Origin of the sequence: Streptomyces sp. col6, assembly GCF_008042035.1 — a bacterium.
Classification (GTDB): domain Bacteria; phylum Actinomycetota; class Actinomycetes; order Streptomycetales; family Streptomycetaceae; genus Streptomyces.
In genome coordinates, this window is the sequence record NZ_RDBL01000029.1 from 590,650 (window position 1) to 609,054 (window position 18,405).

The 18,405-nt window shown below is 72.6% G+C and carries 21 protein-coding genes and 1 pseudogene; 8 read left to right on the plus strand and 14 right to left on the minus strand.

The genetic code is table 11. The annotated features are described in order from the left end of the window. Positions 1–6: 6 nt before the first annotated feature. Genes EAO73_RS32045 through EAO73_RS32055 form a run of 3 tightly spaced genes read left to right on the plus strand, consistent with a single transcriptional unit; the run spans position 7 to position 1,353 of the window. Positions 7–807, plus strand: coding sequence for a hypothetical protein (locus tag EAO73_RS32045; RefSeq protein WP_147974996.1), 801 nt, complete (start codon positions 7–9; stop codon positions 805–807). 58 nt (positions 808–865) lie between these two features. After that, positions 866–1,114: a hypothetical protein gene (locus tag EAO73_RS32050; protein WP_147974997.1), complete on the plus strand. Its 249-nt coding sequence runs from the start codon at positions 866–868 to the stop codon at positions 1,112–1,114. Continuing rightward, complete coding sequence (locus EAO73_RS32055) at positions 1,111–1,353, plus strand: hypothetical protein (RefSeq protein WP_147974998.1); 243 nt, start codon at positions 1,111–1,113, stop codon at positions 1,351–1,353. Before EAO73_RS32050 ends, EAO73_RS32055 begins: the two co-directional genes overlap by 4 nt. 7 nt (positions 1,354–1,360) lie before the next feature. Here EAO73_RS32055 and EAO73_RS32060 read toward each other — a convergent pair whose 3' ends face one another. The 3 genes from EAO73_RS32060 to mshA form a co-directional block, all read right to left on the minus strand. Then, the gene (locus EAO73_RS32060) at positions 1,361–2,152 is read right to left on the minus strand and encodes a hypothetical protein (protein ID WP_147974999.1); all 792 of its coding nucleotides are present in this window, start codon (positions 2,150–2,152) and stop codon (positions 1,361–1,363) included. Between the two features lie 222 nt (positions 2,153–2,374). Then, positions 2,375–2,899 (minus strand): YbjN domain-containing protein, encoded by a 525-nt coding sequence (locus tag EAO73_RS32065; protein ID WP_147975000.1) that lies wholly within the window; start codon positions 2,897–2,899, stop codon positions 2,375–2,377. A gap of 89 nt (positions 2,900–2,988) precedes the next feature. Then, positions 2,989–4,350 carry a D-inositol-3-phosphate glycosyltransferase gene (mshA, locus tag EAO73_RS32070; protein WP_147975001.1) on the minus strand — a complete coding sequence of 454 codons (1,362 nt, stop codon included), beginning with the start codon at positions 4,348–4,350 and terminating at the stop codon, positions 2,989–2,991. Between the two features lie 211 nt (positions 4,351–4,561). Between mshA and EAO73_RS32075 the strand changes: the two genes are divergently transcribed. The 3 genes and pseudogenes from EAO73_RS32075 (at position 4,562) to EAO73_RS32085 (ending at position 8,721) form a co-directional block, all read left to right on the plus strand. Then, positions 4,562–5,341, plus strand: coding sequence for a class I SAM-dependent methyltransferase (locus EAO73_RS32075; protein WP_147975002.1), 780 nt, complete (start codon positions 4,562–4,564; stop codon positions 5,339–5,341). A gap of 288 nt (positions 5,342–5,629) precedes the next feature. After that, a pseudogene (locus EAO73_RS32080) lies at positions 5,630–6,685 on the plus strand (C40 family peptidase); the annotation flags it as partial. Positions 6,686–7,383: 698 nt separating this feature from the next. Next, positions 7,384–8,721 (plus strand): PP2C family protein-serine/threonine phosphatase, encoded by a 1,338-nt coding sequence (locus EAO73_RS32085; protein ID WP_147975003.1) that lies wholly within the window; start codon positions 7,384–7,386, stop codon positions 8,719–8,721. On the opposite strand, the gene EAO73_RS32090 is transcribed toward EAO73_RS32085, so the two are convergent. The 4 genes from EAO73_RS32090 to EAO73_RS32105 all read right to left on the minus strand — a co-directional run bounded on the left by EAO73_RS32090 (position 8,703) and on the right by EAO73_RS32105 (position 11,218). Beyond that, positions 8,703–9,038 (minus strand): DUF2516 family protein, encoded by a 336-nt coding sequence (locus EAO73_RS32090; protein WP_147975004.1) that lies wholly within the window; start codon positions 9,036–9,038, stop codon positions 8,703–8,705. The genes EAO73_RS32085 and EAO73_RS32090 overlap by 19 nt on opposite strands. Before the next feature lie 114 nt (positions 9,039–9,152). Next, positions 9,153–9,809, minus strand: a complete 657-nt coding sequence (locus EAO73_RS32095) for a hypothetical protein (protein ID WP_147975005.1) — start codon at positions 9,807–9,809, stop codon at positions 9,153–9,155. Positions 9,810–9,857: 48 nt separating this feature from the next. Next, positions 9,858–10,289 (minus strand): helix-turn-helix domain-containing protein, encoded by a 432-nt coding sequence (locus EAO73_RS32100; RefSeq protein ID WP_147975006.1) that lies wholly within the window; start codon positions 10,287–10,289, stop codon positions 9,858–9,860. Positions 10,290–10,363: 74 nt separating this feature from the next. Then, positions 10,364–11,218 carry an alpha/beta fold hydrolase gene (locus tag EAO73_RS32105; RefSeq protein ID WP_147975007.1) on the minus strand — a complete coding sequence of 285 codons (855 nt, stop codon included), beginning with the start codon at positions 11,216–11,218 and terminating at the stop codon, positions 10,364–10,366. Between the two features lie 74 nt (positions 11,219–11,292). Here EAO73_RS32105 and EAO73_RS32110 point away from each other — a divergent pair, with 74 nt between their 5' ends. Further along, positions 11,293–11,919: a sigma-70 family RNA polymerase sigma factor gene (locus tag EAO73_RS32110; RefSeq protein WP_147975008.1), complete on the plus strand. Its 627-nt coding sequence runs from the start codon at positions 11,293–11,295 to the stop codon at positions 11,917–11,919. A 71-nt stretch (positions 11,920–11,990) separates the two neighbouring features. Here the strand turns inward: EAO73_RS32110 and EAO73_RS32115 are convergent, their stop codons facing one another. The 4 genes from EAO73_RS32115 to EAO73_RS32130 form a co-directional block, all read right to left on the minus strand. Next, positions 11,991–12,647 (minus strand): TetR family transcriptional regulator, encoded by a 657-nt coding sequence (locus tag EAO73_RS32115; protein ID WP_191134299.1) that lies wholly within the window; start codon positions 12,645–12,647, stop codon positions 11,991–11,993. A 66-nt stretch (positions 12,648–12,713) separates the two neighbouring features. Next, positions 12,714–13,967 carry a GNAT family N-acetyltransferase gene (locus EAO73_RS32120; RefSeq protein ID WP_147975009.1) on the minus strand — a complete coding sequence of 418 codons (1,254 nt, stop codon included), beginning with the start codon at positions 13,965–13,967 and terminating at the stop codon, positions 12,714–12,716. A gap of 75 nt (positions 13,968–14,042) precedes the next feature. Then, positions 14,043–15,029 (minus strand): asparaginase, encoded by a 987-nt coding sequence (locus EAO73_RS32125; RefSeq protein WP_147975010.1) that lies wholly within the window; start codon positions 15,027–15,029, stop codon positions 14,043–14,045. Between the two features lie 46 nt (positions 15,030–15,075). Beyond that, the gene (locus tag EAO73_RS32130; protein ID WP_147975421.1) at positions 15,076–15,666 is read right to left on the minus strand and encodes an ABC transporter substrate-binding protein; all 591 of its coding nucleotides are present in this window, start codon (positions 15,664–15,666) and stop codon (positions 15,076–15,078) included. Between the two features lie 153 nt (positions 15,667–15,819). Between EAO73_RS32130 and dtd the strand changes: the two genes are divergently transcribed. Then, a complete protein-coding gene (gene dtd / locus EAO73_RS32135; protein ID WP_147975011.1) occupies positions 15,820–16,269 on the plus strand; it encodes a D-aminoacyl-tRNA deacylase in 450 nt (149 codons plus the stop codon). Between the two features lie 6 nt (positions 16,270–16,275). On the opposite strand, the gene EAO73_RS32140 is transcribed toward dtd, so the two are convergent. From EAO73_RS32140 to EAO73_RS32150, 3 genes are read right to left on the minus strand one after another with little or no spacing between them, the layout of a single operon-like run. Beyond that, entirely contained in the window at positions 16,276–17,241 is a 966-nt protein-coding gene (locus EAO73_RS32140; protein WP_147975012.1) for a YgfZ/GcvT domain-containing protein, read from the minus strand. 45 nt (positions 17,242–17,286) lie between these two features. Beyond that, on the minus strand, positions 17,287–17,757 hold the full coding sequence (locus tag EAO73_RS32145) for a Fur family transcriptional regulator (protein ID WP_147975013.1): 471 nt from the start codon (positions 17,755–17,757) through the stop codon (positions 17,287–17,289). Positions 17,758–17,807: 50 nt separating this feature from the next. Further along, positions 17,808–18,380, minus strand: a complete 573-nt coding sequence (locus EAO73_RS32150; RefSeq protein ID WP_147975014.1) for an FABP family protein — start codon at positions 18,378–18,380, stop codon at positions 17,808–17,810. Positions 18,381–18,405 lie beyond the last annotated feature (25 nt).

The window sequence follows — 18,405 nt, forward strand, 5'->3', positions numbered from 1 at the left end:
GCCTCTGTGTCCGAACAGACGGCCGATCACCGGTCCCTCATCGATGCCATCCTCGCCAACTGCCGTCGCTCCACGCTGCCGTATCAGCGGGCACACCGCGACGACGCCTTCGGGACGGCGTTCTGGTTCAACGATCTCGTGTCCGAGGACGACGACAGCGAAACGTACGTGCAGTACCTGGTGACCGCGGGGGCGCTGACGCGGTACGACCTCGCCGAAATACGTCTGCGGGCCGAGCTCTCGGATACACCGATGAGCGCGAACGCCCTGATGATGCCGCGGTTCCAGGAGGGCTGGATACCGCTCGGCGACACCGGCGTCTCCGTCCTGCCCGCAGGTGTGCTGCACGCGCTCGCGCGCCGGAAGAAGTGGGCGTGGGCGACCGACGAGATCACCGATGGCATCGCCGCGAAGGCGGAGGACATCGCGCTGCTGGGTGACGGTCCGGTTCCGGCGTACGTACTGGGCCACGACGTGGGCCCCGACCGCACCCAGCGGGAACAGGCCGTGGTCGTCGGGGAGATCGTGCGGCGCGACGACGGCGAGGGTTTCGTCTGGGGCGGGCCCGTCCCCCGAGGCTGTGCCGGGGCGCCGGTCTTCGTCGGGCTCCACCTCGCGGAGCGCAGTTTCAAGCTCATGTGCCTCGGTGTGCTGCTGCCCGGCGAGGGTGAGGACGAGACGGCGTGTCACCCCGTGGCCGGCTTCGACCACATACGTACCGCCGTACGGGACCTGCTGCGGCGGCCCGCCGCGGACTCCGACGCCGCGACGCCCGCACCGGCCCGCTGGTGGCGCAGGCGGAAGTGACGCGCGTCACCTCGCCCCGTACCCTGTGGCGCATGCGGGGAAGAGCGGGAGGGCGGTCATGGGTGAGCCGTTGAAGACCTTTGTCGGGGGTGCCGAGGTCGAGGTGCCCAACAGCATTCCGGCTATCCGCGACGCGTTGCCCGAGGGGCGGCGGGAGGAGTTCGACCGGGCGATCAACGAGGCCGGGGTGCACGAGATCCAGGCCGTGATGCGGCACTGGATGCTGGAGGCCGTACCCGATCCGGAGGCCGAGCGGATCCTGGACCGGCTGGCGCGGGACGAGGCCGAGAGGCGGAGCGTCGCTTGAGCTTCCGGATCTCCTACGCGCCGCCCGCCGACGACACCCTGGCCAAGATGCGGGACGGCGACACCTTCCGGGACGAGATGGCGGGGACCCTGGGGGTGGAGCCGTACGGGCACGGGTCCACCGCCGTCAAGGGAGAGCACGATCGCCGTGAGGCGACGGTCGCCGGGGCGATCGTGCTCTATTACGTCTCCGGGTCGGTCCTGACCGTCACCGTCGTACGGCTCGTCCCGCTGCCCTGACGAGCCGTCAGGCGAGCTTCTTCGCCTGGGCGTCGATCACCGCGGCCGGCAGGTCGAAGTCGCCGCCGTCGTCCATGGCGGCGAGGTTCATCGCGCTGAACGAGGCGACCGTGGCGCCCTGGCGCAGCGCGATGAGCTTGAGGGTCATCTTCTCGCCGTCCGCCTCCACGGCCACCTTCCAGGCCGCGGCCTCCTCGCCGCCCTTGACCTGCTCCTCCGTGATCTTGACGATCTTCTGCTTCGAGCCGGCGGCGGTGAGCGTGAAGCCGGAGGCGCACTCCGTCGCGGCGGTGCGCAGGGAGGCCAGTGTCTCCTCGGCCCCCTTGCCGTCGTACGAGGCCAGCGTGGTCATCGTGGTCGTGATGTCGAACGCGGCCTTGAACGCCTCCTCGGCGTCGGCGGTGTCCTTGTCCGCGCCCTTCTTCGGCTCGCTGGCCACCTTGCGCTGTGTGGAGGCGGCGGGCGAACCGGCCTTGGCGCCCATCAGCAGGTCGCCGAAGACGTCACAGGCGGCCTTGTCCGCGGTGACGTCCTTGGCCTCGATCACATCGGCCGGACCGGCCTTGCTGATCTTGTGCCCCTTGACGTCGCCCTGCGCCAGCGAGACCTTCTCCAGCTCGGCGGCCGACAGCGCCTTCGCGGGAGCCTGGTCCGCGCCCTTCTCCGACGGCTGGGCCGAGGAGCCGGACGCCTTGCCGCTGTCCTTGTCGTCGCTGTCGGAACCGCAGGCCGCGGTGAACAGGGCCAGGGACATCACCGTGGCGGCAACGGCGGTACGGCGTATGGCAGTGGGTCGCATGGCCCATCCTTCTGTCTCAAAGTGTTTCGCCCGCACGAGAGCAGCCCCGCCGGGTTCGGCGCGGCTGGAAATGGGGGTTCGTGGGGGTGAGCCAACTCTAAGAGTCCGCTGTGGTTTGACAATCCTTTACCGTGGGCATCGCGGGTGATCGTGACAACGTCGTGATCACTTCGCTCCCTCGGGGCCGGCGTATCCGCACCTGATCGCGCCGGTCACGCGAGGTCAGCTCTCCGGGCGCTGGGTGAGGTGCGCGAAGGCGTCGAGGTTGCGGGTGGACTCGCCGCGCGAGACCCGCCAGGCGTACTCCTTGCGGATCGCCGTCGCGAAACCGATCTCCAGCAGGGAGTTGAAGGCGCCGTCGGCGGCCTCCAGAACGGAGCCGAGCAGCCGGTCCACTTCCTCCGGCGTCACGACGGAGAGCGGCAGCTTGCCGGTGAGGTAGATGTCCCCGAGCGGGTCGATCGCGTAACTCACGGCGAAAAGGCGCAGATTGCGCTCCAGCAGCCAGCGGTGCACCGCCGCGTCGTTCTCGTCGGGGTGCCGGATGACGAACGCGTTGAGGGAGAGGCTGTGGGCGCCCACGATCAGCGAGCAGGTGGTCGCGAGCTTGCGGGTGCCGGGGAGCTGGACGACGTAGCTGCCCGCCGCGGGGCTCTCCCAGTCGAGCCCGGCGTCGGCGAAGGCCGCTTCGAGGACCTGTGCGGCCCGGGTGGCCTCGTTCTTCGCCGGTACGGGTGCGTCAGCCATGTTTCGAGCGTACGTCAGGCGGTAAAGGCACGCGGTCGGGGGCGGGTGCGCACGGTTTCACGTGTGGCGGAGGCGGGCAGGACGCGAGGTTACGCGCGGGTGCGGGTCCGCCTGCGGTGTTCCTGGACCGCCGCCGTGTACACCTCCGCGGTGGCGGCCGCCGCCGTGTCCCAGCCGAACCGTCGCGCGTGCTCCGCCGCCGCCCCGCCCATCCGGGCGACCAGCTCCGGCGCCGCCACGAACCGCTCAAGCGCCTGCGCGTACGCCGCCGGGTCGTGCCCGGGGATCAGGAAGCCGCTGACCCCGTCGCGCACGGCCACCGGGAGGCCGCCCACGGCCGCGGCGACGACCGGGGTACCGGCCGCCTGGGCCTCGACCGCGACCAGGCCGAAGGACTCGCTGTACGAGGGCATGACCAGGACGGACGCGGCGCGGAACCAGTCGGCCAGCTGGTCCTGCCCGACCGGCGGGTGGAACCGTACGACGTCCGCGATGCCCAGCCGGGCCGCGAGCTTCTGAAGCCCCTCCGGCTTGGCGAGGCCGCTGCCGCTGGGGCCGCCGACGACGGGCACCACAATCCGGGAACGGAGCGAGGGGTCGCGGTCGAGCAGCACGGCGACCGCCCGCAGCAGCACGTCCGGGGCCTTCAGCGGCTGGATGCGGCCCGCGAAGAGGGGCACCAGGGCGTCCTGCGGCAGCCCCAGACGGGCGCGGGCCGCGGCACGGCCGTCGGCGGGGCGGAAGCGGTCGAGGTTGACACCGGGGTGGACGACGGCGACGGCGTGCGGATCGGCGTCGTAGAAGCGGACGAGCTCGTCGGCCTCCTCGGCGGTGTTCGCGATCAGCCGGTCGGCCGCGTCGACGATCTGGGTCTCGCCGATGACCCGGGCTGCGGGCTCGGGGGTGTCGCCCTCGGCGAGCGCGGCGTTCTTGACCTTGGCCATGGTGTGCATGGCGTGCACGAGGGGAACGCCCCAGCGCTGCGCGGCGAGCCAGCCGACGTGTCCGGAGAGCCAGTAGTGGGAATGGACGAGGTCGTAGTAGCCGGGGCGCTGGCCGGCCCACGCCTGCATCACGCCGTGCGTGAAGGCACAGAGCTGGGCGGGCAGCTCCTCCTTGGCCAGCCCCTCGTACGGGCCCGCGTCGATGTGCCGGACGAGGACGCCGGGCGCCAGCTCCACGGCGGCGGGCAGCCCGCCGGTGGTGGAGCGGGTGAAGATCTCGACCTCGATGTTGATCGCCGCGAGCCGCTTGGCCAGCTCCACGATGTACACGTTCATGCCGCCGGCGTCGCCCGTCCCCGGCTGGTGCAGCGGGGAGGTGTGCACGGAGAGCATCGCGATGCGGCGCGGCCTGCGGTGACCGGCGGTGAAGGAGCCGGCGAGTCCTGCGGGGAACCTGAGACGCGGTGCGCCACGGCTGCTGCCGAGCCGAGAGACGTACTGGGTCACGTCGTCCGTCCTCCTCGCTGGGCCCCGGTGCCGGCTTGGTTCACGGCACGGCACCGAAGGGGCGCACGGTCCCTTCGAAGGTGGGGAACAGCGGAATCCCTCCTTTCATTTCCGCTTTGCCAAATCATTACGCTGTACACGCGGCGTGTCGTCACGATGCTCTCCTGCCCGCCCTGCGCCCGCATCCGCCCGGATCGTTACGCTCTGTGTCATGCGCCCGATCGGCACCGCGACCCGCGGGACCACCAACCCGAACCGGCTGCGCCGCATGGACCGCTGGATCGCCGCCACGCACGGCCCTGCGCTGCGCCGCGCCGACTCCCCCGTCGCCGTCGACCTCGGTTACGGGGCGGCGCCCTGGACCGCCGTCGAACTGCTGGAGCGCCTGCGCACCGCCGAGCCGCGCACGGCGGTGGTCGGCATCGAGATCTCCCCGGAACGGGTGGCCGCCGCGCAGCCGTACGCGCGCGAGGGCCTCACCTTCCGGCACGGCGGCTTCGAGATCCCGCTGCCGGAGCGGCCCGCGCTGATCCGGGCGGCGAATGTGCTGCGCCAGTACGACGAGGGCGAGGTGACCGCCGTCTGGCAGCGGCTGTGCGACCGGCTCACGCCGGGCGGGCTGCTGGTGGAGGGCACCTGCGACGAGATCGGGCGCCGGCACGTGTGGGTGGCGCTGGGGCCCGAGGGGCCGCGCACGGTGACCTTCGCGACCCGGCTCGGTTCGCTGGACCGGCCGTCCGATCTCGCCGAGCGACTGCCGAAGGCACTGATCCACCGCAATGTGCCGGGCGAGCGCGTGTACGCGTTCCTCCGCGACTTCGACCGGGCGTGGGCGGCGGCGGCGCCGTACGCGTCGCTGGGGGCCCGGCAGCGCTGGATCACGGCGGTCCGGACGCTCTCCGGCGACTGGCCGCTGACGGACGGGGTACGCCGGTGGCGCCAGGGCGAAGTCACGGTGGAGTGGGGGGCGCTGGAGCCCGGGGGGTTGTGAGGGGGCGCGTTCACCGGTCGCGGCGGTGCGCCCTCGTCGCGCCAGGATTCACCCGTGCGGGGGGAACGGCGGGCGGTCATCGTTCGTCGGAGTCAGTGGGGCACCGATGGGGTGGGGTTGGCGGGGAGTGACGGAAGAGCGAAGTGGCGCCCCCTGGCCGGGATGTGTCTGCCTCTGTTGCTTTTCGGTACGGCATGGCACGATCTCGTCGAGACCACATGTTACTGACGGTTAATCAGGTTGTTGGGAACTGCTCGAACAGTGAGGAACTGCTCGGAGGGGGAGCTCGTGTACCGACGTCACTGTGCCGCCGCCGCGATCACTCTGGTCTGCGCGCTGGCCGTCGTCGCCGCGCCGGTCCAGGCGTTCGCCGCACCGACACCACCGGGGCCGGGCGGGCCGACCGCACCGGCGGAGCCCGGGAAGAAGAGCCTCGAAGAGGTGCGCGCGGAGATCGACGAGCTGTACCTGAAGGCGGGCGCCGCCACGGACGCGTACAACCTCGCCGAGGAGAAGACCAAGAAGCAGTCGGGCGAGATCGTCAGGCTGGCGCAGGCCATAGCCGAGGGCCAGGCGAAGATCGCCGGCCTCAAGAGCCGGGCGGGCGCCCAGGCCCGTGAGGAGTACCGCAACGCCGGACTGCCGCCGGGCGCGCGGCTCATGCTCAGCGGTGACCCGCAGCTCTTCCTCGACGGGATCAGCCGCGCACGCCAGGGCCAGCAGGCCACCAAGGGGCTCCTGGGCGAACTGACCAGGACCCAGCAGGACTTGGAGACCTACACCAAGGACGCCAGCACCAACTGGACCAAGCTCGAAGCCGGCCGGGTCAAGCAGGCCAAGGCCAAGAAGAAGATCAACGCGCAGATAGCGGCGGCGAAGAAGCTGGAGTCGCAGCTGGAGAAGGAGGAGCGCGCCCGGCTCCTCAAGATGGAGCAGGAGGCGGCGCGCCAGGCACAGACCTCCTGGCTCGGCTCCGGAGCGCTGAAGGAGATCAACCGCGAGGCAAGCCCGCTCGGCAAGAAGGCGGTGGCCTTCGCGACGGCGCAGATCGGCAAGCCGTACGTGTGGGGCGCGGAGGGCCCCAAGTCGTACGACTGCTCCGGGCTGACGTCCCAGGCGTGGGCGGCGGCGGGCCGCCCGATCCCGCGCACCTCGCAGGAACAGTGGCGGCTGCTGCCGCACATCGCCATCCAGGACATGCGCCCCGGCGACCTGATCATCTACCACGCCGACGCCACACACGTCGGCATGTACGTGGGCGACGGCCAGATCGTCCACGCCCCGCGCCCCGGCCGCGACGTCACCCTGGCGGGCGCGGGCACGATGCAGATACTCGGCGTGGTAGATGATCAGGTCGCCGGGGCGCATGTCCTGGATGGCGATGTGCGGCAGCAGCCGCCACTGTTCCGCCCCGTACGACGGCATGACAAAGGTCACGCCGAACGGAAGGGCCGCAGTGGCCCGCCTCACGCGGGGGCGGCTGCGCCGCCGGGTGCACCCAAGTGGAGCCGGGCGCCGACCAGGGCCTCCGGCGCGCCGCGCATGGAGCGCCCGCCGCACGGGGCGCCCACGCACCGAGCGCCCAGGCCCCGACGCGTAGTCCCTGGGCGGACGGCGGGGGCACGGGGGCGGCGGTGCCGTCCCGGGGTGCTCCGCGCGCGGGGGCACGAGGCGCGCCGGGGCCTGGGCGCTCGGTGCGTGGGCGCCCCGTGCGGCGGGCGCTCCATGCGCGGCGCGCCGGAGGCCCTGGTCGGCGCCCGGCTCCACTTGGGTGCACCCGGCGGCGCAGCCGCCCCCGCGTGAGGCGGGCCACTGCGGCCCTTCCGTTCGGCGTGACCTTTGTCATGCCGTCGTACGGGGCCGCAGGGCGGCCCACCGCGTCTGATCCGTGGTGGGACGCGGCTTATGGCGGTGCATATGCCGGAGGCCGTGTGCGAGTCGCCATTCCGTTCGCGCGGCCCGGACCGCTATGGTCCCCGTCTGGCGGGACGTCGATCGTCGCTCCGCCGCGCCCTCGGGGGGAGGGAAGGAAACCCGAACCGATGCCCGTACCCGAACCGCAGCCGTGCTCCGCGCCCGCCGCGGAGAACAGCTCCGGCGCCGGCCTCACACTCCTGGTGATCGAGGACGACCCAGCGGGCACCCTCACCGCCCCGGAGCTCTCCGCCGCGGCCGGTGCCCGGGTCCGTATCCGCGCCGCCCGCAACCTCACCGAGGCGGGCCGGCTCCTCACCGACGACGTGGACTGCATCCTGCTCGACCTGGCCCTGCCGGCCGGGGCCGAGACGCGCGGCGACCGCGAGGGCGAGGAGGACGCGCTCGCCACGCTGAAGCACGTCCTGCGGATCGCGCCCCGGCACGCCGTGCTCGCCCTCACCACCGAGGACGACGCCGAACTGGCCGCCGAGGCGGTCCGGGTGGGCGCGCAGGACCACCTGTTCCGGGGTGAGCTGGACAGCAGGCTGCTCAGCCGGGCCATCCGCTACGCCGTCGAACGCAAACGCGCCGACGTCGCACAGCGCCAGCTCACCGAGTCCCGGCTGCGCGCCCAGGAGAACGCCCGGCTGGAACGCGGACTGCTCCCCACCCCGCTCCTCGACGGCTCCGACCTGCGCTTCGCGGCGCGATACCGTCCGGGCCGCAGCCGGGCACTGCTCGGCGGGGACTTCTACGACACGGTCCGCACCCCGGACGGCACGGTGCACGCGATGATCGGCGACGTCTGCGGCCATGGCCCGGACGAGGCGGCTCTCGGCGTGGAACTGCGCATAGCGTGGCGCGCGTTGACGCTGGCGGGGCTGTGCGGCGACGAGTTGCTGTCCACGCTCCAGCAGGTCCTGGAGCACGAGCGGGAGAGCGAGGAGATCTTCGCGACGCTCTGCACCGTGGACATCGCCCCGGACGGCCGCCGCGCGGGCCTGTGCCTGGCGGGCCACCCCGCGCCGCTGATCGCCCGCCACGGACGGGCGGCCCAGCTGCTCCCGTACGAGGACGGCGGACCGGCGCTGGGCCTGCTGCCGCGTGCGCGGTGGCCGCGCCGACAGGTGGAACTGGGCGGCGCCTGGAGCCTGATGATGTACACGGACGGCCTGATCGAGGGCCGCGTCGGCGACGGCACGCAGCGCCTCGGGCAGGACGGCATGCTGGCGATGGTCAACCGGCAGCTGGCCGAGGGGCTGACCGGCGAGGACCTGCTGGAGGCCGCGGTCACCCAGGCCCGGGAGCTGAACGGCGGCGAGCTGACCGACGACGTCGCGGTCCTGCTGCTCGACCGCGACCAGGACCCCGCCCGGCTGCGGGCCCCGGGCGGCGGGCGGAGCGTCAGCATCCCGCGCCCGCGCCCGGCGTCACCGGCAGGGGCTCAGCGCCCGCCGTTGTAGGGGCCGTACGGGCCGTCGCTGCTGGAGCCGCCGCGTCGGCGGCCCCCGCCGGAGACGGCCTTGAGGGCGGGCCGCACGTCGACGAAGAAGACGATGCTGGCGATCAGCCCGGCGAGCTGGAGGAAGAGGAAGGGCGCCCAGAGGTTCACCGCCACCGCGACGCCGAGAATGATCAGCCAGAACGACTTCTTCTGCTTGTCCGCGGCGCGGTACGCGTCCTCGCGGGCCATCAGGGCCATGACCAGCGCGATCACGGCGAGGACGAGCATGGCCGTGTAGAGCAGCCCGAGGAACGAGTTGAAGCCTTCGAGCAACATGATGTGCACCGCCTAGTCAGTGGAAAGCGCCTCGCGGCCAAGGTACCGGGACAACGACCGGGCCACCCGGATGGTGCCCGCACGCCGTCCCGGCACACCTGCCGGACGGCACGGCTACTTGGCGGAGGGCGGCGTGGCCTTCTTCGCGGCGGGCTTGCGCGCGGGCGCCTTCTTGGCGGCAGCGGGCTTCGGCTTCGCCGCGGCGGGCTTGGCGGTGGCCGGCTTGGCGGTGGCGGCGGGCTTCGCGGCGGCCGGCTTCGCGGCGGGAGCGGGCTTCGCGGCCGGGGCAGCCTTCGTGGCGGCCGGCTCCGACTCCTTGCGCGGCTCGACGACGACGGCGATCTCCACGATCTCGTCGGCGGTCTCGCCCCGCCACGTCCGCACGGTGCGCTCGCCGCGCTCGGCGACCTTCTCGTACGTCTCACGGGCCCGGACCGCGTACTCGGCGGCCACGCCCACGCCGCGCAGCGCCAGGTCCTGGGCGTTCTCGCCGAGCTTCTTCAGGTCGGTGTCGAACGCGCCGATCACCTCGGTGACCTTGGACTGGAGCGTCGCCTGCGCCTCACGGGCCTGCTCGGTGACCTTCTCCTGCACGGCCTTGGGGTCGGTGTTGCGCACGGCCTCGATGCGCTCGGGCGCCTCGGCGCGCAGCTGTTCGAGCAGCGCCGGGACCTTGCGGGCCTGGCGCACGGCGAGGTCGGCGGTGCCGGCGGCGAAGTAGAGGGGGGTCGGGTCGGTGAGGGTCTTGCGCAGGTCATCGGTGATGGCCATGACTGTGGTCCTCCCGGATCATCAGACGGTGTGAGGGTGGTGGAACTCTCAAGCTGTATCGGCAGCACTGCCGTCGGCATTGAAGGGCGCGTCCGCGCCGGACGCGTCCCCCTCGCCTGCCCCGGACTCGTCGTCCAAGCCGTTCTCCTTGCGGAAGGAGGCGTAGATCTGGAGCAGCACACTCTTCTGCCGCTCGTTGATCGACGGATCGGCGAGGATCACCGCCCGCGTCTCCAGCTCCTCCTGCTGCCGCTCGTCCAGAATCCCGGCCCGTACGTACAGGGTCTCGGCCGAGATGCGCAGCGCCTTGGCGACCTGCTGCAGCACCTCCGCGCTGGGCTTGCGCAGCCCGCGCTCGATCTGGCTGAGGTAGGGGTTGGACACCCCGGCGGCGTCGGCGAGCTGCCGCAGCGAGAGCTGGGCGGTACGGCGCTGCTCGCGCAGATACTCGCCGAGATTGCCGACGTTGAGTGAGGCCATACGTCGATGCTGCACCCCCTTGCTAACTTTTGCAAGCAACCGCTTGCAAAAGTGTTCCCCGCCACTCGGCGGGGCTACACGGGGCCCGCCCCGCCCAGAAACTCCGCCACCGTCGCCGTGAACGCCTTCGCGTCGTCCGCCCACGGGTAGTGCCCCGCGCCCGGCTGCACGACGAGGGCGGCGTCCCGGAACAGGGCGGCGAACTCGGTCACCGCGGCCGGCGGGCTGTTCAGGTCGTAGGCGCCTGCGACCAGAAGTGCGGGGGCGGCCAGGGCCGCGAGGGCCTTGCGGGTCGCCGGGGGGTCGAAGGCGCCCTCGGCACCGAAGAGGGCGACCGACTCCGGATTGGCGGGGCGGCCCAGCTCCTGCAAGCGGCGGGCGGACTCGTCCCAGCGGCCGTGGAGGAACGGTTCGACGGCCGCCCAGTCGGTGCCGTTTCCGCGTGTGATCGCGTCCAGCGCGGGGAAAGCCGCCGGGAACCACGGCTCGCCGCTCCGCAGCAGTGCGAGCGCCCTGCGCTGCTCGCCGGTGACGTCGATACCGACAGCACGCGTGCTCGGGGCGATCAGGGCCAGCCTGCCGACCCGGTCCGGGTGGCGCTCCGCGTACCGCACCGCGATGTTCGCCCCGGCGGAGTGGCCCAGCAGGTCGACGCGGTCCAGGTTCAGGTGGCGGCGCAGCGCCTCCACGTCCTCGGCGAGATGGTCGCAGCGGTACGTGGTGACGTCCGCCGGGACCGCCGAGTCGCCGTTGCCCCGCAGGTCGGGGACGACCAGGCGGCGGTGCGCGGACAGCCCTCCGAGGTCGCCGAGGTAGCGGGAGCCGGCCGGGCCGCCCGGCACACAGACCACCGGGTCGCCGGGGCCGTCCCCGTACAGGCGGCAGGCGAGGCGGGTGCCGTCGGGCGCGGTGAAGGTGTGCGTCGTCATGGGGACAGAGTGGCACCCAAAACCGGGTTGTACAACCTGGTTATAGCGACCGGACGCCGGTATATAACTGAGTTGTGGCAGGCGAACGGAAGCACAGCGGCGGCAGCGGCACCGCGCTGACCGAGGAACAGGCCGCGCACATGCTCGCCGGGATGAACGAGGTCATCCGCGCCGGCGAGGAGATGCGCCGGCTGCGCACCGAGATGATCAAGGTGTTCGCGGACCTCGGCTGGACGCAGGAGCGCATCGCCCGGCTCACCGGCATGAGCCAGCCCGCCGTCTCCAAGCAGGTGATCAAACACCGCGATGCCGGACCCCCGCGGCCCATGGACGTCTCGCTCGGCCAGAGCGACCTTCCGTGGCTGGAGGGGCGCCTGTGGGGCGTGGCCGGGGACATCGCGGAGACGTACGCGGGCGCCGCCCGCTGCGCCCCCGCCGTCGACGCACTCGCGCGCGGCCGGAAGCGTTTCACGCCCGAGAACACCGATGCGCTGCGCCGTCTCGTCGAGGAGGACCTGCGGCGGTACGGGGACGAACTGGCCGCGCACCGGGCCGCGTACGACGAGATCAGCCGCGCGCTCGACGTCCCGTCACGGTCCACCGGCACCCCGCCCGGCTCGGCCTCCGTGCGCCGCACCCTCGCCCGCCACCTCCAACTCGACCGGCTCCGGGGCGAAGACGGCCGGAGCGCCACGCCGTAGGCTCGTCGGCATGGACCAGTTCCTGGTGGCGCAGGGGCTGACCCGCGCACCCGACCCCGGCCACGCGCGCCCTAGAGCGAGCCGTCCAGCCCCGACCCCAGCTGGTCGAATCCGCCCTCCGCCGCCGCGACCGCCTCCTCGTACAGTTCGTCCGCCGTCGCGCCCTCGCTGATGCGGCGCCAGTTCTCCGAGGCCAGGATGCGCTGGACGGCGATGATCTGGCCGGCCGCCAGGCGGTCCGGGACACGGCCGCCCAGGGCGCGGGCAAGAGCGTCCTCCGAGCGGCGCAGGTAGGCGTGGAGGCGGGCCACCAGGGCGGGGGTGCCGTAGAGGAGCGCGTGGTACGCCAGCACCTCCGGCGCGTCGCAGAGGCCGGTGATCGGGTCGCGGCGCTCCAGGCCGTCCAGGAAGTGCGCCCGGAGCGCGGCCAGCGGGGACATGCCGGACGGGCGGGCGGCGACCACCCGCGCGGCCTCGTCCTCGTGGTCGGCGAACCGGTGCAGGGCCAGGTCCTCCTTGGCCGGGAAGTACCGGAAGAGCGTCGGCTTGGAGATGTCGGCCGCCGCCGCGACCTCCGCCACGGACACCTTGTCGAAGCCGCGCCGGAGGAACAGGGCGATGGCGGCATCGGAGACCGCCTCGTACGTCAGCTGCTTCTTCCGCTCCCGCAGGCTCATCGGCGCGCGCCCGTCCGCCGACCCGTCCGACCTGGCCTTCTCTGCGCTCATGACTCCGAAGCGTACGCCCTTGACCTCAAGCGGAGTTGAGCCCTCCGCCCGGCCCGCCCCCTTCCGTCAGAACACGTCCGGGCACCAGGCCCGCCGCGCCGCCCGGAACACCGCGTCCGCCGTCGCCGCCGCACCGGGGTTCAGCTCCTCCACCCGCCCCAGCGCCACCAGCCGCAGGACCGATTCGTCACCGAGCCAGAGCGTCCCCAGCTCCCGTACGTCCAGGGCCAGGTCCGCCGAGCGCGTGGTCGGCGTACAGGTGGCGCCGTCCGGCGAGGCGTCGAGGTGGAAGCGGCCCGCCGCGAGGCCCGCGTCGTCGCGGATCTCCAGCACCAGGGAGCCGGGCACCGCGTAGGTACGGGCCTCCAGGGCGCGTACGACGTCCAGGACACGCACCCACAGGAAGTCCGCCTGCGTCACCACGCGCGCCGCGCGCGGGTCCGGCAGCAGCAGCGGGAGCAGGTCGTCGGCGGGCCGGTTGCCGGTGCGGATCGTCGAGATCCAGTCCACCGAGCAGAGGAAGTGCCACAGCGAACGTTCGGCCGCCGGGGTCACCGCGATCATGTCGCGCACCTGCGCGCCGTTCAACGGCTGCTTGGCGTCGCCCCAGTTCTCGTCGGCGCGGTAGACCAGCATCCCGTCGACCGTGCCGTCGGCGCCCCGGTACACGGCGTAGAAGGGTTCGGTCCAGTGGTCCCGGGCGAAGACCCCCTCCCCCGTGACCACGTCCCACCAGCGGGTGTCACGGCTCACCGCACCGTGCTGCCGGGCCCGCAGCCGGTCGTGCAGTGCGGGGCCCAGCTTCCGCGCCTCCGCGCCGTCCACCAGGTCGATCCGCCCGCCGTCGCCCTCCGCCGGCACCCGGCGGTGCGGGTCGAGGCCCGTGCGGTGGACGTCGATCTCCCAGTGGGTGGTCCAGGCCGCCGGGCCGAATCCGTACCGGCCGTAGATCGGGTACTCGGCGGCGATCAGCGTCGCCGCCACGTCACCCCGCTCCTTCGCCGCCGCCAGGTCGCCCGCCATCAGCCGCGACAGCAGACCCCGCCTGCGGTGGGTGGGCGAGACCGTGACGTTGGTGACCGCGTTCGCCGGCACCGCGGCACCACCGACCGTCGTCAGCTCCTGGGCGAAGGTGCGGAACGTCGCCACGCACCGCTCCCCGTCGAACGCACCCCACGTGCGCGCCAGGTCCATGTACGCCAGGCGCCCGGTCACCTCCTCCTCCGGCGGTGTGGGCGGCCGGAGGAAACCGGTGTTCAGGGCGCGCAGCCACTCGGGGAACCCGGAGGGGGTGACAGGGCGGATGTCGGGGGCGTTCATGCCCCCCACGCTAAGCAGCACGCTGCGGGATGTCGCCCGGTTTTGCCGCCGGTACGCGCGGGAGGAGCCCGGGGCTCAGAACACCGCCCGGATCTCCCCCACCTGCGCCGCCCCGCCCAGCAGCGGCGCCCGGCCGATCCGCCCGACCACCGGGGCGTCGATCCCGAGCAGCCCCAGCGCACGGGCCAGCACCGGGCCCAGCGCCCGGGTCGAACCGTCGTCGATCTTGAAGGCCAGCGCCCGGCCGTCCGCCAGGGCCACCGCCTGCACGGCCTCCGCGCCCATCTTGGACAGGGTGCCGGGCACCTCGCGCATCAGCCAGGTGTCGGGGCGCCGCGTGCCCGCCACGTACTCCGGGTGCGCGCGCATCGCGTCCGCCACCCGGCGCTCCGCCGTACCCGGCTCGGCCGTGACGAAACCGCGGAACGCCCGCGCGAGGCCCACCAGCGAGATCGCCATCAGCGGCGCCCCGCAGCCATCCGTGCCGACGGCGGCGACCTCTTCGCCGGCGGCCTCCTCGACGACCTGGTGCACCAGCTGCTGGAGGGGGTGCGCCGGTTCCAGGTAGCCCGCCCGGTCCCAGCCGTTGAGCGCGCAGGCGGCGAGCATCGCCGCGTGCTTGCCGGAGCAGTTCATCGTGATGCGCTCGCGGACATGGCCGGCGGCGAGGTACGTCTCGGCCTCCGCCGGGTCCAGCGGCAGGTCCGGCGGGGTCTGCAGGTCGTCGGGCGACAGTCCGTGCTCGGCGAGCATCTTGCGTACGAGATCGAGGTGGAAGCCCTCGCCGGAGTGGCTCGCGGCGGCCAGCGCCAGCCGCTCGCCGGACAGGTGGAGCCCGGCCCGCAGCACGGCCGCGGCCTGCATCGGCTTGTTGGAGGAGCGCGGGAAGACCGGCGCCGCCGGGTCGCCCAGGGCCAGTTCCACGCCGCCGTCGGCGGCCAGCACGACCAGCGAACCCCGGTGGTGGCCCTCGGTGAAACCGGACCGTACGACCTCGGCCAGCACGGGCAGGCCGGGAGCCGGGTCGGATATGGCGGGGGTGCGGGATGCGCTGGAGGTCATGGTGGCCTTCCGGGGACGGGAGGGACCCGCCCCCGGAGGGGTCGCCTCAGGCGAGCAGGTCGTCTACTTGTGCTTCCCCGTCACGGTACCTGCGGGCGATCTCCGCGCCGCACCCGTCCGCCGTGCGCTGGAGCCGGTGCCTGCGGCGGGAGACCTGCTGTTCGTAGCGGACGAGCCGTCCCATCGCGGTGTGCAGCTCTTCGTCCGTCCGGGCGTCGAGGTCGGACAGCTCCACCTCGGCGAGCGTCTCGGCCGCCAGCCTGCGGTACTCGTCGCTGCGCGGCGTGGACAGCGTGACGTGCCGGGCCGAGGAGCGCTGCGGGGACGGGGCGTCGGCAAGGATCTCCGACAGCCGGTCCACCACCGGCGACTCCGGGTCCCGGCGCCGGGCCAGCTCGGCCCGCAGGATGTCGATCCGCCCCTGGACGAGCCGCCGCACATAGCTGAGGTCGGCCTCGTCGCGCTGCGCGTCGCGGCGCAGGGCGCGCAGCTCCGTCAGTCTCAGGGAGCCCAGTTCGGGCCGGGCGCCGTCACCGGCGTCGTCGCCCTGCCCGGTCCGCTGTACGGGCGGGCGCATGGTGCTGATACTCGTACCGGTACCGCTGTTGCTGCTGACGCCGGGGCGCGCGACCGGCACTGCGCCCGGGGACTGCCCGGTTCCATGGGTGCTCATGCTTGTGTCCATCCCCTCGACCGGTGCGTCGGCGCACCGCCTCCCGAGCATGGTGCCACTCCGAGGGCCCCTGTGAGGTTGCTCTGTACCCGTTCGGCCCAAGATAGGTTGGTCTGTATGCGTGCAGTGGTACAGAGGGTGGATGGTGCGAGCGTCACGGTGGCGGACGCCGCGGACGGCGACGGGGGTTCCCGGGTCGTCGGGGAGATAGTCGGCGAGGGCCTGTGTGTGCTGGTGGGGGTGACCCACGACGACACGCCGGAGAAGGCGGCGCAGCTCGCCCGCAAGCTCTGGTCGGTCCGCATCCTGGAGGGCGAGAAGTCCTGCTCCGACGTGAATGCGCCACTTCTGGTGATTTCGCAGTTCACTCTCTACGGGGACGCCCGCAAGGGCCGCCGCCCCACCTGGAACGCCGCCGCGCCCGGTGAGGTCGCCGAGCCGCTGGTCGACGAGGTCGTGGCGCGGCTGCGGGCGCTCGGGGCGACGGTGGAGACGGGCCGGTTCGGGGCGGACATGCGCGTCTCGCTCACGAACCACGGCCCGTTCACCGTCATCGTCGAGGTCTGAGCGGTCCTACGGCTCGACGACCGTCTCCTGGGCCGCCGCCGTGTCCCCCGCCAGCAGCTCCGCGTCGACCGCCACGTTCCGCTTCACCAGGGCCAGGGCGATCGGGCCCAGCTCGTGGTGGCGGGCGGACGTGGTGACGAAGCCGAGCTGCCGGCCCTCGGGCCCGTCGGCCGCGAGCCGGACCGGGGTGCCGGGGCCGGGCAGATGGACCTCGCTGCCGTCCAGGTGCAGGAAGACCAGGCGGCGGGGCGGCTTGCCCAGGTTGTGCACCCGGGCGACGGTCTCCTGCCCCCGGTAGCAGCCCTTCTGGAGGTGCACGGCGACGCCGATCAGGCCCAGCTCGTGCGGGATCGTGCGGTGATCGGTCTCGAAGCCGAGCCGCGGCCGGTGGCCCTCCACACGCAGCGCCTCGTGGGCCAGCACCCCGGCGAGCGGACCGTGCGCGGCCGCGTACTCCTCAAGGCCGGCGCGGGGCAGGAACAGGTCGCGGCCGTGCGGTGTCTCGCGTACGACGACCCCCTCCGGGGCCTCGGCGATCGAGCCGGCCGGGAGGTACACCACCGCGAAGTCCTCGGTGCGGTCGGCGACCTCGACCCGGTAGAAGAACTTCATCGACTCCAGGTAGGCGATGAGGTCGCTCTGCGTACCCGGTTCGACGTGCATCCACACCGTCTCGCCGTCGTCGACGAGGTACAGGGCGTGCTCGATGTGCCCGTTCGCGCTGAGGATCAGGGCCTCGGTGGCCCGGCCCGGAGCGAGTTCGGTGACGTGCTGGGTGATCAAAAGGTGCAGCCAGGCCAGCCGGTCGCTTCCGGTGACGGCGACGACGCCGCGGTGCGAGAGGTCGACCAGACCCGAACCGTCGGCGAGGGCGCGCTGCTCGCGGAACAGGTCGCCGTAGTGCGCGGCGACGCCTTCGTCGCGGCCCTCGGCGGGGACGGCGCCGGGCTGGGACAGCAGGGGGCTCTTCATGCGACCAGCGTACGACTGGTCATCGGGCCCCGGTCGCCGGTGCTCTCAGTCCCCGGCCGCCGGTGCCGAACCGGCCGCGTCCGACGCCTCGTCCGCCGCCTTCGCCGTGCAGCCGGCGCAGCGGCCGAAGATCGCGAAGTGCTTCATGTCCGTCTCGAAGCCGAACGCGCCGCGCAGCTTCTCGGTGAACTCCTCGACGACGCTCACATCGGCCTCGATCACGTCCGAGCAGTCCCGGCACACCAGGTGGATGTGGTGGTGCCGGTCGGCCAGGTGGTACGTCGGAGCACCGTGGCCCAGATGGGCGTGGCTGACCAGCTCCAGCTCCTCCAGGAGCTCCAGCGTCCGGTAGACCGTCGAGATGTTCACGCCCGACGCGGTCCGGCGCACCTCGGAGAGGATGGCGTCGGGCGTCGCGTGTTCGAGGGTGTCGACGGCCTCCAGGACGAGCTGGCGCTGCGGGGTCAGCCGGTAACCGCGCTGCCGGAGATCGGTCTTCCAGTCGGTGCTCACCACAGCCCCCAGTGTAGGTCCGCGCGCGACGCCCTCTCCGGGGAAAGCGACGGCTACTTGAAGAACGCGATCCCGTCGTCCGGCAGGTCGCCGAGGCTCTTGGCCATCGCCTCGACCTCCTCGGGCGTGACGGTCTTCTTCAGGTGCGCCGACATGTACGGCCGCAGCTCGACCTCGGGCGTCGCCTTCTCGCCGACCCACATCAGGTCGCTGTTCACATAGCCGTAGAGCCGCTTGCCACCGCTGTACGGGCCGGAGGCCGCGGTCCGGGCCACCGCGTCGGTGACCAGGTCGATCTGCGGCTTCTTGTCGGCCAGCTCGCCGTACCAGATCTCGATGACGCCCTGGTCACGGGCCATGACGACCTCGACCTTGCGGTCCTTGTCGATGCGCCAGTAGCCGGTCTCGGTCTCCAGCGGGCGCACCTTGTTGCCCTCGGAGTCGAGGACCCAGGAGTGCGAGGTGTACTCCAGGAAGTCGCGGCCGTCCTGGCTGAACGTGACCTCCTGGCCGAAGTTGCACTTCTCGGCGCCCGGGAAGTCGGAGACTCCCGCGCCCGCCCAGTTGCCCAGGAGGAAGGCCAGCGGCACGAGGTCCGGGTGGAGGTCGGACGGAATCTCGATCATGAGCGGCTCAGTCGATCTGTGAGGC

Coding starts and splice junctions, on each gene's coding strand:
- EAO73_RS32050 (WP_147974997.1), top strand. CDS start 866: ATGGGTGAGCCGTTGAAGACCTTTGTCGGGGGTGCCGAGGTCGAGGTG.
- EAO73_RS32060 (WP_147974999.1), bottom strand. CDS start 2,152: ATGCGACCCACTGCCATACGCCGTACCGCCGTTGCCGCCACGGTGATG.
- EAO73_RS32065 (WP_147975000.1), bottom strand. CDS start 2,899: ATGGCTGACGCACCCGTACCGGCGAAGAACGAGGCCACCCGGGCCGCA.
- EAO73_RS32075 (WP_147975002.1), top strand. CDS start 4,562: ATGCGCCCGATCGGCACCGCGACCCGCGGGACCACCAACCCGAACCGG.
- EAO73_RS32085 (WP_147975003.1), top strand. CDS start 7,384: ATGCCCGTACCCGAACCGCAGCCGTGCTCCGCGCCCGCCGCGGAGAAC.
- EAO73_RS32090 (WP_147975004.1), bottom strand. CDS start 9,038: ATGTTGCTCGAAGGCTTCAACTCGTTCCTCGGGCTGCTCTACACGGCC.
- EAO73_RS32095 (WP_147975005.1), bottom strand. CDS start 9,809: ATGGCCATCACCGATGACCTGCGCAAGACCCTCACCGACCCGACCCCC.
- EAO73_RS32100 (WP_147975006.1), bottom strand. CDS start 10,289: ATGGCCTCACTCAACGTCGGCAATCTCGGCGAGTATCTGCGCGAGCAG.
- EAO73_RS32105 (WP_147975007.1), bottom strand. CDS start 11,218: ATGACGACGCACACCTTCACCGCGCCCGACGGCACCCGCCTCGCCTGC.
- EAO73_RS32115 (WP_191134299.1), bottom strand. CDS start 12,647: ATGAGCGCAGAGAAGGCCAGGTCGGACGGGTCGGCGGACGGGCGCGCG.
- EAO73_RS32120 (WP_147975009.1), bottom strand. CDS start 13,967: ATGAACGCCCCCGACATCCGCCCTGTCACCCCCTCCGGGTTCCCCGAG.
- EAO73_RS32125 (WP_147975010.1), bottom strand. CDS start 15,029: ATGACCTCCAGCGCATCCCGCACCCCCGCCATATCCGACCCGGCTCCC.
- dtd (WP_147975011.1), top strand. CDS start 15,820: ATGCGTGCAGTGGTACAGAGGGTGGATGGTGCGAGCGTCACGGTGGCG.
- EAO73_RS32140 (WP_147975012.1), bottom strand. CDS start 17,241: ATGAAGAGCCCCCTGCTGTCCCAGCCCGGCGCCGTCCCCGCCGAGGGC.
- EAO73_RS32150 (WP_147975014.1), bottom strand. CDS start 18,380: ATGATCGAGATTCCGTCCGACCTCCACCCGGACCTCGTGCCGCTGGCC.